Here is a 13,596-nt window from a genome sequence, read left to right as displayed (position 1 = left end):
TCTGGAAATGTCTGAAACTCCTTACGAGGTCCGCGTCGCCTCCTCCGTGCAAGACTTGTCCGACAGCGCTTTCTTCCGCTTGGGGGATCACGGTATCGCACCTCTTTCCGGGGTTCGTCTGGATGCGGGGGGCGCGGTTCGTGAGATGTCGCGCGCGTTGGGGTTCCCTCTGGATGGGTTCGATCAGTTGTTTTTCGGCGCTGACGAGATCCACGCCATTTGGCGTTCGGTGGAAGGCCCGCTCATCGTGGGAGAGTTCTGCCTCGTGCATCTCCACAAGAGCTTCACTGGTGATGAATTTCCTCCCGATGACCCGACTCTTCCCGCGTCCGACTATGCAAAGCTGGGGGCGCTCAAGGTCATCGACAGTGAGCCGCGCAGCGGGTCAGGCAGTGTGACCGGAATGTATGTGAAAGAAAGTGCTCAACATGAGATTTGGTTCTACGACGCAGGGCTTCACCGACTGGAACGGCTGGATCTGGATTACTCCGCATACCTCGACGCCGTACTCGTGACCAAGGGCACCTGCGGCTGGCAGTACCTCTTCGCGGATGTCGACCTCAACACGACGGAACTGCACACCACCGCCGCTGACCTCAACGTCATGCTGGAGAAGTTTCCAGAGCAATTCCCGGAATACGACTACGAGCCCCTGCGGCAGAGGTTGGAGGCCCGCCTGTGACCCGCTACCCCGACATCCCCAAGCCCATCCGCTCCGGAATAGTCCTCGTCGACCCCGACCGCGGCACCCCCCAACGCATCATCATCCTCCAGTTCAACCCCGACACCCTCGAACGCTCCCTCTCACCCCAATCCGCCGGCGACCAAGCCGACAGCGGCGGAGGTGGCAGCGGAAGCGGGGACAGGAACGAGGCCCTGCGCCTCAAGGGGCCCGCGCAGGAGACCTGGAAGTTCACGGCGGAGATCGATGCGACCGATCAGTTCGAGGTGGCCGCGCCCGACGGGATACACCCGCAGCTCGCGACGCTCGAAATGCTCGTGCAGCCGACCACCGCCAAATTGCGGGAGGCCATGCGGCTGTCCAAGAAGGGGACCATCGAGATCAGCCCGATCGAGATGCCGTTGACCCTCTTCACCTGGGGGAGTAAGCGGGTCATGCCGGTCCGCATCACCGAGCTGTCCATCAACGAATCGGCATTCGACGTCAACCTCAACCCCATCCGCGCCTCCCTCAGCATCGGGCTGAAGGTGCTCACCGTCAGCGACCTCCCCGCCGGCCACCGCGGTGCCGAGCTGTATCTCGCGCATCTCGCGCAGAAGGAGCGGCTCGCGGCGGCGGCGCGTGGGGGAGCGCTCAGTGCGTTGGGGTTGAACAGCGGGGACATCGGGTTGGGGAGGGTGTAGCAGATGGCAGAGCCACAGCCGTACGAAAGCGCGCTCGACGCGATTCCGGGGGCGCATCCTTACCCCCGCTCCAGTCGCTACCACGACGCCGAGATCGGGATCCACACCCAGCCCGACGGCACCCCCGTCCGGTACGTCAAGCGGCGGCTGCTGCCGCCCCTCGGTGAATCCCCCGAGGACACCGGGACCATCCACACCGTCAGCAGCGGCGAGCGCCCCGACCACCTCGGTCAGCGCTACTTCGGCGACCCCGCCGCCTGGTGGCGGATCGCCGACGCCAACCCCGTCCTCGACCCGCGCGAGCTGACCGCCGAGCCGGGCGAGGAGATAGCGATACCGGACGGGTTCGCGGGAGGAGGGGGCGGACGCCATGGCCGATGAGCCCGTCGGGCAGGGGCCCATTCACCTCGAATTACGGATGGGGCCCAAGCTCACCCGTCCCGTGCCCCCCGAGGTCACCGAGGCGCTGCTGTCCGCGCAGATCACCACGACCGCGGGCGAACGCAGCGGCTTCCAGATGGCGTTCGACCTCACCAAAAAGGGCGCGATCATCGATCGGCTGCTCCCCGAGGGGTTCTTCGACCCCCGCACCCGTGTGATCGTCACGGCCGCCGTCAAGGGCACGCCGATCGTCCTCCTCGACGGGCTCATCGTGCGCCACGAGGTGGGGGCCAGCAATCAGCCCGGGCAGACGACCCTCACCGTCACCGGCGAAGACCTCACCCTCCTCATGGATCTCGAAGAGCGGACCGACCGCTATCCCAACCTCCCGCCCTTCAAGCGCGTCACCCGCATCCTCTCGAAGTACACCGACTACGGGATCGAGGCGGACGTCATCGAGGAGAAGATCCTCCAGCCGCCCAACGCGCAACGCCGCGTCGACTACCAGACCGGCACCGACCTGCAGTACATCACCGACCTCGCGCAGGCCAACGGCTATGTCTTCTACCTCATCCCCGGGCCCGTCCCCGGGATCTCCACCGCCTACTGGGGCCCCGAGAAGCGTATCGGGACACCCCAGCACGCCCTCAGCGTCAACATGGACGTCAACTCCACCGTCGACCAGCTGACGTTCGCCTACGACGGCACCGCACGCGAAGAACCCCAGGCCCGCTGGCAGGACCCGGCCACCCGCACCTCCACCCTCCTCGCCCAGCCCGATATCAGCCCGCTCCGCCCGCCGCTGGGCAAACGAGCCACCCCCGCCCTCAAGCGCAAGACGCTGTCCGGCACCGCCAAGAAGGACCGGGCGCAGGCCGAGGCCGAGGCTCTGGCGCGGGCCGCCGTCTCCGCCGACGCCATCTCCGGTTCCGGGTCGCTGGACGTCAATCGGCACGGGTACATCCTCCAGCCGCGCCAGCTCGTCGGCGTCCGGGGCGCCGGGGCCACCTACGACGGGGAGTACTACGTCAAGTCCGTCACCCACCAGCTCCGGCCCGGTTCCTTCCAGCAGAACTTCACGCTCACCCGCGAAGGGCTGATCGCCCGGAGCGACACCGTTCGGCCCTAAGCCTCAGGTCATATGGAAAAGGATCAGGAGCCCCTATGGCGGCCACGCCCAACAACCGCTACCTCGGGAAATTCCGGGGCCGGGTGCGGGACAACCAGGACCCGCTCGGAATAGGCCGGATCACCGTCGAGGTGCCCGATGTCCTCGGCGATGAGCCGTCGACCTGGGCCATGCCCTGCTTTCCCTTCACGGGGGATCAGCTGCGGCCCGCCGGGCAGTACGTCGTGCCGTCCGTCGGGGCCGGGGTGTGGGTGGAGTTCGAGCAGGGGGACCCCAGCTTCCCCATCTGGACGGGGTGCTGGTTCGGGGCAAGGGAACAGCTCCCGGAAGACGCGCGGACCGATCCGGCGACCGCGCACCCCGTGGTGATCCAGACACCGGGGAAGCACAAGATCGTGATGTCCGACGTTCCGGCCGAAGGCATTGTGCTGCAGGCGCCCGGCGGCGCGTTCGTAAAGATCGACGCGACCGGAGTGCATATCAACAACGGCCAGGGGGCGTCGGTCTCCCTGGTCGGAGATCAGGTCGATCTGAACGAGGGCCGGTTGACCGTGCCCAAGAAGCGATAACCAGCCAGAGCACGAGAACGGGGAGGGACAAGGGACGTGTCCGGGAATTCCGGCAATCTCGTCAGCCATACCGCCGTGATCAGTTGCCCGCACGGCGGACGCGTACGGGCGGCATCCGTTCCGTCGTCCGGTGTGCGGCTCGACGGGCAGCCCATGCCATCCGCCGACGACGTCTTCACGGTCGCCGGCTGCCCGCACACCGTCGACCGCGTCCCGCTGCCGTGCACCACCGTCCGGTGGACTCCGGACCGCGACACGGTGCTTGTCGACGGCGTGCCCGTACTGCTCGACACCTCCTCGGCACAGTGCTTCAGCGCGGGGCTCGTGCCACAGGGGTCCCCGGTCGTCTCCGCCGCGCGGCAAGGGGTGAGGTGCGGATGAGGGCACGGACAGGCAGGACCCGCACGGTACGGACCGACATCGCCTTCCCGTTCCGGATCGACCGGCGCGGGCGCACCGCGCACGCGGACCACGACGACCACATACGCGATCTGATCGAGCAGTTGCTCTTCACCAGCCCCGGCGAGCGCGTCATGCGGCCCGACTTCGGATGCGGCCTTCTCGACCTCGTCTTCACGCCCAACAGCCCCGAACTGGCCTCCGCCGTCGAGCTGTCCGTCCAGGCGTCGCTGCAGCGCCGGCTCGGCGAGCTGATCGAGGTGGAGTCCCTGGACGTGGTCAGCGAGGAGAACGTCGTGCGTGTCCATCTGCGGTATGTGGTGCGCGCCACCGCCAGTCTGCGCGACGAGGTGTTCGAGGGGAGGGGGGCCGCATGAGTCGGCACATCACCCGGCGGCAGCACATCCGCGCCGCCCATCTGGGCGGGGTCGACGCCGTCGAGGTGGGGGACAGCACTGAACAGGGCACCACCCTCACCGTCACCTTCCTCGGCAAGGCCCCGCACGGCCTGTGCCCGGAGAACGTACGCGTCGACGGCGGCCGCCGGATCACCGGCATCGAGGTCCTCGAGATCTCCGTCGAGCGCGAGGAGGACCCGGAGCTCGACGACAAGCTGTACGTCACCGTCGACCGGGCCGGGGACACCTCCGCCTACCGGCTCTCCGTCGTGGACACCGATCCCTACGGGCGGCCCGGCACCGAGCCCTTCCCCGGTTTCGACCAGCGGTACTTCTTTGCCGAGTTCACCTTCCGGCCCGACTGCCCCACCCCCTTCGACTGCAAGGAAGAGGGCGACGACCTCCCCGCCACCTTCCGGGCCGGGCCCGCCCCCGTCATCGACTACACCGCCCGCGACTACGACACCCTCCGCCAGGTCGTCCTGGACCGGCTCCGCCTGACCACCCCCGACTGGATCGAGCGCAACGCCGCCGACCTCGGCACCACCCTGGTCGAGCTGCTCGCCTACACCGCCGACCAGATCAGCTACCAGCAGGACGCGGTCGCCACCGAGGCGTATCTCGACACCGCCCGCCGCCGGGTGTCCGTACGCCGCCACGTACGGCTCATCGACTACGCGATGCACGACGGCTGCAACGCCCGTGCCTTCGTCACCGTGCAGACGGTCGAGCCGCTGACCCTGGACCCGGGGGAGTACCGCTTCGCCGCCGTCGACGTCCGTACCCTCGGCCCGCTGGACCGGCCGGACATCGGGGCGGTGCTGGACGACCGGGAGCTGGCCGTGCTCGATGAGCGCGGCTCGGTCGAGGTGTTCGAGCCCGTCGTCACCGATCAGCCCCTCCGCCTGCGGCCGGAACACCACCGCATCCGCCTGTGGACCTGGGGCGGCGAGGTCTGCTCGCTGCCCGTCGGCGCCACCTCCGCCACGCTGCGCGACGCGTGGGCCGACGAGGAGTGCGAAACCCGCACGATCGACCTGCACCCGGGCGAGCTGCTGCTCTTCGAGGAGGTGCGGGGCCCTCGCTCCGGGACGCCCGGCGACGCCGACCCGTCGCACCGGCAGGCCGTGCGCCTCACCTCCGTCACCCCCGCCGTCGACCGGCTCGCCGAACAGCCGGTGCTGGAGGTCACCTGGGCGCGGGAGGACGCGCTGGCCTTCCCGCTGTGCCTGGCCACCCGGGGCGGTACGGACTGCGCGCCCATCGAGGACGTCAGCGTGGCGCGCGGCAATGTGGTGCTCGTCGACCACGGGCGCTCGCTGACCTTCTGCTGCGGCACACCGGAGACCTTCACCGCGCCGCCCGTCCCCGCCGTCGTCGGCTCCTGCGAGCCGCCCGCTTTCGGCTGCTTCGACAGGGACGCCGGCAACGCGCCCGCACGGCTCATCGACTCCCTGCTGGACCAGGCCCGCCATGGGCGGCCGCTGACCGCCGATGACGTACGGGAGCTGTTCACCACCGTCGGCCTCGAGGCGACCGGCCGGGCCGGGATCGGCCTGGAGTCGGCCGGGCAGCGGCGCGAGAAGGTCGTACCCGGCACCGCGTACGCCCAGGCCGAGGCCCTGCGGACGCTGCTCGCCCAGTCCGTCTACCCGGGGATCGCGCCGCGCTTCAGGCCCGTACTGCACCAGGCGCCCGTCACCCAGGCGGTGCCCTTCCCCGATCCGCGCCATATCGCCGCCGGACAGGCCGAGCACCTGGCCGCCATCCCGGGACGGGTGCGGCAGCGGCTCACCGAGCTGTGGCGCAGCGCCCGCGACCGCGACGGGCTCTCGGACGAGGAGATCGCCGAGCTCACCGTCCTGTTCGGGCTGCGCGTCCTGGAGCGCCTCCAACTGGCCCGCCACCCCGTCCGCGCGCTGCGCGACCTGCTGCACCGCTGTGACCGGCTGCTCGACGCCAAGCTGAGGCGCCTTGGCGCCCTGACCCGCAGGGCCCGGGCGGGCACCGTCCTGGACGGGCGCATCGCCTGGGAGATCGCGCACAGTTGGGGGCGGGCGTACGCGGCCGGGCTGCGCCCCGAGGACCCGGTGCTGCACGGGCCGGCCGCCGCCCTCGTCCAGGATCCACGGGCCGCGCTCCCCGCCGTACGGATCGAAGCCGACGGGGAGACCTGGACACCGCGCCGCGATCTGCTGGGCTCCCGCCCCCGGGACCGCCACTTCGTCGGAGAGCTGGAGGACGACGGCCGCATCGCGCTGCGCTTCGGCGACGGCCGGTACGGCGCCGAACCGGCGCCCGGGGCGCGCCTCGCCGTCCACTACCGGGTCGGCGGCGGCACGGCGGGCAATGTCGGGCCCGAGGCCATCAACCACCTGGTGCTGTGCCGGGATCCGGAACGCCCGGGAAAGGCTGCCACCGGCCGGCCCATGCCCGTGGCCGGGGTGCGCAATCCGCTGCCCGCCGTCGGCGGCACCGAGCCCGAACCGGTCGAGCAGGTCCGCCAGCTCGCCCCGCTCGACCTGAAGCGCACCCGGCACCGGGCCATCACCGCCGAGGACTACGCGGCGCTCGCCTCCGGGCTGCCCGGTGTGCAGCGCGCGGCGGCGGAGATCCGCTGGACCGGCAGTGTGCAGGAGGCACACATCGCCATCGACGCGTACGGGACCGGGGCGCCGCCCCCCGCCCTCCTCGACTCGGTCGCGCACGCCCTGGAGGGCTACCGCCGGATCGGACACGACCTGGTGGTCGGTCCGGCCCGCGCCGTGCCGTTGGACATCGCGCTATCGGTGTGCGCCGCGCCCGGGCATCAGCACGGGCAGATCCTCGCCGAGCTGTACCGGGCGCTGAGCAGCCGCCGGTTCTCCGGCGGGCGGCTCGGCTTCTTCCACCCCGACGCCCTGACGTTTGGCGAACCGGTGCGGCTCAGCCGGCTGGTGGCCGTCGCCGCGGCGGTGCCGGGCGTGCTGAGCGTCGAGGTCACCCGGCTGCGACGGCTGTGGCACGAGGGGCTGGAGGGACCGAAGGGGCCCGATGACGGCACCTCGTACGAGACGACGCACGGCGAGGCGCTGGAGGACGGCATCCTGCGCCTCGGCCCCCTGGAGATCGCCCAATGCGACAACGACCCCGACCGGCCCGAGAACGGCCGCCTGGTCATCGAGCTGAAGGGGGCCCGATGAGCGACCACCCCGACCACCCCGGCCACCACCCTGGCCACGTCCGCTCCCACGGCTGCGCATGCGGCTGCGGCGGCCACGACGAGCGCCGGGCCCCCGGCGCCCCGCACAACCCGCCCGGCCGCACCGCCCTGGACTATCGCGTCGGCGACTACGGCACCTTCCTGGCCGCCATGCTCGACCGGCTCGCCTCGCCCGGCTACCCCGCGCTGCGCGGCCTGACGGTGCGCACCCCGGACGACCCGGCCATCGGGCTGCTGGACGCCTGGGCGGTCCTGGGCGACCTGCTGACCTTCCACTCCGAGCGGATCGCCGACGAGGGCTATCTGCGCACCGCCCACGACCACCGCTCGCTCACCCTCCTGGGGCGGCTGGTCGGACATGTGCCACGGCCGGGCGTGGCCGCCGACACCCACCTCGCGTACACCCTGGACCGGGATCCGCGCGCCGAGGACGTCGTGGTGACGATTCCGCGCGGGGCCATCAGCCACAGCGTACCGGCGGCCTCCGACGAGGAGTCCCAGACTTATCAGACGAGCGAGGACCTGGCCGCCCGCTGGGCCTGGAACGAACTGGCGGTGCGCCGCCGCCGCCCGGCCCTGATCGGCCCCGACGACCTGCGGCGAAGGTCGGAACTGCTGGTCTCGGGGACCTCGCTCGGGCTGACCGTCGGGGACAAGCTGCTCTTCGTCTTCGGCGGGACGGCGGAGTCAGGGAGTAGCGGGCAGGGGGCACCTCCCAGCGGTAGCTGGGGGAGGTTGCTGCTGCCCGTCGCTCGCGTGACCGTCGACCGCGACGAGGACGTCACGGCGATCGGGCTGCCGGAGTCCGCCCCGCCGTCCCTCAAGGAGCTGGTGGACGAGGTACGCCGGTGGATCACCGACCCGGAGGCGGACGAGGACCCGGATGACCGGGGGGACGCCGAGCCCGCGCCGGACCACCCCAATCCGCGTCCCGTCAGCCGTCTGATCGAGGAGTTCGACGCGCAGGTGCTGGCGCCGCTGCGAGCCGACCTGGACGGGATCACCACCCCCGCGCAGCTCGCCCGGCGGCTCGCCGAACCGCATGACCGGCTGGGGGAGGCGCAGGTGCTGGCCGCCCCGTACGAGGAGGTCGCCGCCTGGTTCGAACGGCTGGCGGCGGTGATCGGCCAACTGCGCGCGCGGGCCGAGGAGTTGGATTCCTCCGGGCCCGGCGGCGAGGTGCGGCTGAGGTCTCAGCTCGCCGAGGACCGGCCCGAGGTCGAGAGCGCCACCGGGATCCACGGTTCCGCCCACGGCTCCGCCGCCGTACGTGCGCTCGGCGCCGTCCTCCCCGCCCTGCGCACCCGCGTCGTACGGCCCCCGTCAGGCGCCCGCTCCGCGGCGGCGCACGATCCGCGGCGGCTCTTCGGGCCGGGCTCCGACCTGGCTGCCGGGCTGCTGTCCGCTCTCGATCCGAGGGTTGCCGACGGGATGTACGCGGCGTGGCGGCGGGCCGCCACTGCCCCGCCGGGGACCGTCCCGCTGCTGCGCGAGGTGCTGGCGATGCGGGTGACGGCCGCGCCCTTCGGGGCGATGGCGCCGCTCAAGCCGGTGCAGGACGACCGGGGCCGGGTCATCCGGCAGACCGACTGGCCGCTGACCGGCGGTGAGCTGACCGCCGTACGGATCGTGTACGACACGGCGGGCAAGGTGCCGGTGAAGGCGGAGTTCCAGCACATCGAGACCGGGACGTCATGGCAGCGCACCGAGAATCTGCCGCAGAGCGCCGAGTTCGACCTCGGCCCCGGAAAGGTCCAGCTGTCCACCCGCCTCGGCCAGGATCACGACCTGGGCTGGCTCAGGAGCCGTCCCACCGACTCGCAGGAGCCCGGTGTCACCGCCACCCTGCTGCCCGGACTGCCGCCGCTCACCCTGTTCGTGTCCCGGCCCGCCGAGGACGGCCGGGTGCATGTGGTCGTGGACAACGGGGAGACCCAGCAGTGGATGCTGAGCCGTGGCGAGCCCCCGAAGCAGATTCCCTACGGGACCTACGAACTGACGCTGCGGTTCACCCCCGGCAGCGAGCCCCCGGCCGTTGAGATCGGCATCGCGACCGTTCCGGAGCCCGCCAACCGCTATGTCCTGCCGCTGGATTCGGTCCAGAACTCCCTCACCGTCGGCAGCTGGGTGGCCATCGAGCGCCCCCGCAAGGGCTCCGGCGAGCCGGACGGCATCCCGGGCGACAAGAAGCTCGCCTTCGTCACCACACGCGTCGTCGCCGTGCGGACCGCCGTGTACACCAACTACGGCATCACCGGCCGCGGCACCCAGCTGACGCTCGCCGACCCATGGCTCGACGAACACGATGTGCTGCTCTCCGCGATCCGTGACACCACCGTGCACGCGGGCGGTGAGCCGCTGCGCCCGGCGGACGAGCCGCTGGGCGAGGATGTGCACGGCAATGAGATCGAGCTCGCCGAGTTGTACGACGGGTTGCGGCCGGGCCGCCGGATCGTCGTCTCCGGCGAGCGCACCGACATCCCGGGTCCGGCCAGGCCTGGCGGCCCCACGGGGATCCGGGGCACGGAGCTGGCGGTGATCGCCGCCGTGGACCAGCGCGTCGACCCCCAACTGCCCGGCGACCACGTCCACACCACCCTGACCCTCACCGCCGACCTGGCCTACCGCTACCGCCGTGAGACGGTCCGCGTCCAGGGCAACGTGGTGCCCGCCACGCACGGCGAGAGCCGTGACGAGCCCATCGGCAGCGGCGACCCCGCCCTGGCCAACCAGACCTTCGCGCTGTGGCAGTCGCCACTGACCTGGCTCCCCGCGGACAACCCGCTGGGCGCCACCCCCGCCCTCGACATACGCGTCGACGGGTTGCTGTGGCACCGGGTGGACAGCCTCGCCGGCCGCGGACCGCATGAGCGCGTCTACGTCACCGGGAGCACCGGCGACGGGCGGACCACGGTGACCTTCGGCGACGGCGTGCGCGGCGCCCGGCTGCCCAGCGGCCACGAGAACGTACGGGCCCGCTACCGCTTCGGCACCGGCAAGGCCGCCAACGTCCCCGCGGACCGCATCACCCAGGCCCTGACCCGGCCCCTCGGCGTCACCGCCGTCACCAACCCGCAGCCCGCCACCGGTGGCGCGGACGGCGACGGCCCGGGGATGACCCGGCGCACGATCCCGCTCGCGGTCTCCGCGCTCGACCGGCTGGTCTCCCTCCAGGACTACGAGGACTTCGCCCGATCCCGCGCGGGCATCGGCCGGGCCCTGGCCCGCGAACTGTTCGACGGGCGGCGCAGGGTGCTCCAGGTGACCGTGACCGGGGTGGACGACGCGCCGATCGGCGAGGACGCGGAGGTGCTGAGCACCCTGCGCACCTCGCTGGCCGCCTACGGGGACACCCGGCTGCCGGTCCGGGTGGATGTGCGCGAACTCGTGCTGCTGGTGCTGGTGGCGCGGGTGAAGGTGGCGCCGGACCACTCCTGGGAGCTGGTCGAACCCCGGCTGCGCCAGGCCCTGCTGCACGAACTGGGCTACCCGGGCCGGGAGTTGGGGCAGCCTGCCGTGCTCTCCGAGGTCCTGGCCACCGCCCAGTCGGTGCCCGGTGTGGACTATGTGGACGTGGACGCCTTCACCGGCGTTCCGGCCTCCAGCACCCCGCAGGAGCTGGCCGAGCTGGCCGGCCGGCTCACCGAGCCGAGCGCGGTGGTCCCCGCCCGGCCCGCCGAGTACGCGGAGGACACCTACCGGGTCACCGCCACGGACGGCGAGACGCTCACCGACATCGCCGCACACCACGGCATCCCGCTCGCCGAACTGCTGCGCCTCAACCCCGACATCACCGACACCCGCCGGCTCGCCAAGGGCCGCTCGGTGTCCGTCTTCCGTGGCATCCGCCCGGCGCGGCTCGCGCTGCTCTCACCCGATGTCCCGGACACGCTGATCCTTACGGAGGTCACCTCATGAGCAGGGAGCCGGACGGGCTCGCCGAGCTGCTTCCGCAGTGGCATCGCCTCAGGGACGCCGAGGCGGGCGAGCCCCTGCGCGCCCTGCTCGCCGTGATCGCCGAGCAGGTCGATCGCGTACGCGACGGGGCCGAGCAACAGTACGACGACTGGTTCGTGGAGACCGCCACCGCATGGGTGCTGCCCTACCTCGGCGATCTGGTGGGCTATCGCCCGCTGCCCGGCTACGAACGGGTCCTGGCCACCGGACTGCGCGACGGCGGGCCGCCGGACGCGTCCCGGGCACGGCTGGCCGAGGCGCTGGCGCCCCGCCGCGACGTCGCCGCCACCGTGGCCAATCGGCGGCGCAAGGGCACGCTCGCGCTGCTGGAGGAGCTCTCCGCGTCGGTGGCCGGATGGCCCGCCCGCGCCGTGGAGTTCTCCCGGCTCACCGCGCATCAGCAGCCGGTCAAGCTGTACGGCGGGACGGGCGGAGCGCCGGCGGACCTGCGCAGGCTCTCCCGGGGCCGGCTCGCCGATCTGCGGGACGGGGCGGCGCTGGACCTGGTGGGCGGGCCGTTCGGGACGGTGGCGCGCTCGGTGGACGTACGGCGCGCGGGCTCCCGCCGCAGGCAGGGCGGCCATACCCCGGCCGGGGTCGGGCTGTTCGTCTGGCGGCTGAAGCCGTACCAGGTGACCAAGGCGCCCGCGTACTGCATCGACCGGGCCCGCAACCTCTACACCTTCTCGATCCTCGGCAATGACACCCCGCTGGTGACCCGGCCCGAACCCGAGCCGTCCGCCGCGCACATCGCCGACCTCGACAACGTGCCCGCGTACATCGGCCGCCGGCACCTCGCGGACCATCTCCTCGACTATTACGGACCCGGCAAGAGCTTCACCATCTGGCGCGACGGCCACGACGAGCCCGTACCGCCGTCGGACATCGTGGTGGCCGATCTGACGGACTGGCGCTACCGGGCGAAGCGCGGCCAGGTGGTCATCGACCCCGAGCGCGGCCGGATCGCCTTCGGCTCGCGCGCGGCGCCGCGCCACGGCGTCTGGGTCACCTACCACTACGCGTACCCCGACGACATGGGCGGCGGGGAGTACGAGCGGGACGACCGCGAGACCTCCCCGGCCGCGGAGGTCTACCGGGTCGGGCCGGGCTGCGCGCATCAGCGGATCATGGACGCCTACCGGCAGTGGCAGCACGACCGGCGGGGCGGGCGATGCGGCCCCGAGGGCATCATCGAGATCACCCACAGCGGCGCCTACCAGGAGCAGCTGGACTTCGACCTGGACCCGGGCGACCGCATCGAACTGCGCGCCGCCGAGGGCACCCGGCCGGTGATCCGGCTGCTGGACTGGTACAGCAACCGCCCCGACGCGCTCAACATCCGGGCGCGGGAGGAACCGGAGCACCCCGGTGGCCGGGCGCCGCGCATCGTGCTGGACGGGCTGCTGATCGCGGGCCGCGGCCTCAACGTCACCGGGCCGGTCGGCGCCGTCGTGCTGCGCCACTGCACCCTCGTCCCCGGCTGGTCCCTGGAGCCGGAGTGCGAGCCGCGCTCGCCCGACGAGCCCAGCCTGGTCCTGGAGCGCACCACCGCATGTGTCCAGATCGAGCGGAGCATCCTCGGTACCATCGAGGTCATCGGCGAGGAGGTGCACACCGACCCGCTCGCCCTCCACATCCGCGACTCCATCCTGGACGCCACCGGACACGACCGCCCGGCACTGTCCGCCCCGGACTGCCGCCACGCCCACGCCGTGCTGCACGCCCACCGCACCACCGTCATCGGCGAAGTGCACACCCACGCCGTCCAGATCGGCGAGAACAGCCTCTTCACCGGGCGGATGCAGGTCGCCCGGCGCGGTGTCGGATGTCTGCGGTTCAGCTATGTGCCGCCGGGCTCGCGCACCCCGCGCCGCTACCGCTGCCAGCCGGATCTGGTGGGGGCCGAGGAGGCGTGGCGGGTGCGGCCGCTGTTCGGCGGCGAGCGGTACGGCACACCGGTGTACGGGCAGTTGGCGGCCGGATGCGCGCAGGAGATCCGCCGGGGTGCCGAGGACGGCGCCGAGATGGGCGCCTTCCACGACCTGTACCAGCCCCAGCGCGAGGACAGCCTGCGGGCGCGGCTCGCGGAGTACGCCCCGGCGGGCACGGACGCGGGAGTCATCGCCGTGACATGACCCGACGTGACCCGACACCCCGGCCCGCTCGTCCGGGCCCCCGCCCGCCAGACTTCCGAAC

The 13,596-nt window shown here is 72.0% G+C and carries 10 protein-coding genes; all 10 read left to right on the top strand.

From position 1 onward, the window contains the following. The first annotated feature begins 7 nt into the window (after positions 1–7). From ACFYOY_RS24990 to ACFYOY_RS24945, 10 genes are read left to right on the top strand one after another with little or no spacing between them, the layout of a single operon-like run. Positions 8–682 carry a hypothetical protein gene (locus tag ACFYOY_RS24990; protein WP_351888231.1) on the top strand — a complete coding sequence of 225 codons (675 nt, stop codon included), beginning with the start codon at positions 8–10 and terminating at the stop codon, positions 680–682. Next, the gene (locus ACFYOY_RS24985) at positions 679–1,365 is read left to right on the top strand and encodes a hypothetical protein (protein ID WP_351888228.1); all 687 of its coding nucleotides are present in this window, start codon (positions 679–681) and stop codon (positions 1,363–1,365) included. The genes ACFYOY_RS24990 and ACFYOY_RS24985 overlap by 4 nt, the downstream gene beginning before the upstream one ends. 3 nt (positions 1,366–1,368) lie before the next feature. Beyond that, positions 1,369–1,746: a hypothetical protein gene (locus ACFYOY_RS24980; RefSeq protein WP_351888225.1), complete on the top strand. Its 378-nt coding sequence runs from the start codon at positions 1,369–1,371 to the stop codon at positions 1,744–1,746. Beyond that, entirely contained in the window at positions 1,736–2,875 is a 1,140-nt protein-coding gene (locus ACFYOY_RS24975; protein ID WP_351888222.1) for a hypothetical protein, read from the top strand. Before ACFYOY_RS24980 ends, ACFYOY_RS24975 begins: the two co-directional genes overlap by 11 nt. A gap of 35 nt (positions 2,876–2,910) precedes the next feature. After that, positions 2,911–3,444, top strand: a complete 534-nt coding sequence (locus ACFYOY_RS24970) for a phage baseplate assembly protein V (RefSeq protein ID WP_351888219.1) — start codon at positions 2,911–2,913, stop codon at positions 3,442–3,444. Positions 3,445–3,480: 36 nt separating this feature from the next. After that, positions 3,481–3,825 carry a hypothetical protein gene (locus tag ACFYOY_RS24965; protein WP_351888217.1) on the top strand — a complete coding sequence of 115 codons (345 nt, stop codon included), beginning with the start codon at positions 3,481–3,483 and terminating at the stop codon, positions 3,823–3,825. Then, complete coding sequence (locus ACFYOY_RS24960) at positions 3,822–4,220, top strand: GPW/gp25 family protein (RefSeq protein ID WP_351888214.1); 399 nt, start codon at positions 3,822–3,824, stop codon at positions 4,218–4,220. The genes ACFYOY_RS24965 and ACFYOY_RS24960 overlap by 4 nt, the downstream gene beginning before the upstream one ends. Continuing rightward, positions 4,217–7,423, top strand: coding sequence for a putative baseplate assembly protein (locus tag ACFYOY_RS24955; RefSeq protein ID WP_351888211.1), 3,207 nt, complete (start codon positions 4,217–4,219; stop codon positions 7,421–7,423). The genes ACFYOY_RS24960 and ACFYOY_RS24955 overlap by 4 nt, the downstream gene beginning before the upstream one ends. Beyond that, positions 7,420–11,361: a putative baseplate assembly protein gene (locus tag ACFYOY_RS24950; protein ID WP_351888208.1), complete on the top strand. Its 3,942-nt coding sequence runs from the start codon at positions 7,420–7,422 to the stop codon at positions 11,359–11,361. The genes ACFYOY_RS24955 and ACFYOY_RS24950 overlap by 4 nt, the downstream gene beginning before the upstream one ends. After that, on the top strand, positions 11,358–13,535 hold the full coding sequence (locus ACFYOY_RS24945) for a hypothetical protein (RefSeq protein ID WP_351888205.1): 2,178 nt from the start codon (positions 11,358–11,360) through the stop codon (positions 13,533–13,535). The genes ACFYOY_RS24950 and ACFYOY_RS24945 overlap by 4 nt, the downstream gene beginning before the upstream one ends. The last annotated feature ends 61 nt before the right edge of the window (positions 13,536–13,596 follow it).

The organism is Streptomyces sp. NPDC007875, from assembly GCF_042868035.1.
GTDB lineage: Bacteria > Actinomycetota > Actinomycetes > Streptomycetales > Streptomycetaceae > Streptomyces > Streptomyces antimycoticus.
This window is presented reverse-complemented; position numbering and strand designations above follow the sequence as displayed.

Bases quoted from the DNA above. Each gene is read 5' to 3' on its own strand.
- ACFYOY_RS24980 (WP_351888225.1), top strand. From the start codon at position 1,369: ATGGCAGAGCCACAGCCGTACGAAAGCGCGCTCGACGCGATTCCGGGG.
- ACFYOY_RS24945 (WP_351888205.1), top strand. From the start codon at position 11,358: ATGAGCAGGGAGCCGGACGGGCTCGCCGAGCTGCTTCCGCAGTGGCAT.
- ACFYOY_RS24950 (WP_351888208.1), top strand. From the start codon at position 7,420: ATGAGCGACCACCCCGACCACCCCGGCCACCACCCTGGCCACGTCCGC.
- ACFYOY_RS24970 (WP_351888219.1), top strand. From the start codon at position 2,911: ATGGCGGCCACGCCCAACAACCGCTACCTCGGGAAATTCCGGGGCCGG.
- ACFYOY_RS24975 (WP_351888222.1), top strand. From the start codon at position 1,736: ATGGCCGATGAGCCCGTCGGGCAGGGGCCCATTCACCTCGAATTACGG.
- ACFYOY_RS24990 (WP_351888231.1), top strand. From the start codon at position 8: ATGTCTGAAACTCCTTACGAGGTCCGCGTCGCCTCCTCCGTGCAAGAC.
- ACFYOY_RS24955 (WP_351888211.1), top strand. From the start codon at position 4,217: ATGAGTCGGCACATCACCCGGCGGCAGCACATCCGCGCCGCCCATCTG.
- ACFYOY_RS24960 (WP_351888214.1), top strand. From the start codon at position 3,822: ATGAGGGCACGGACAGGCAGGACCCGCACGGTACGGACCGACATCGCC.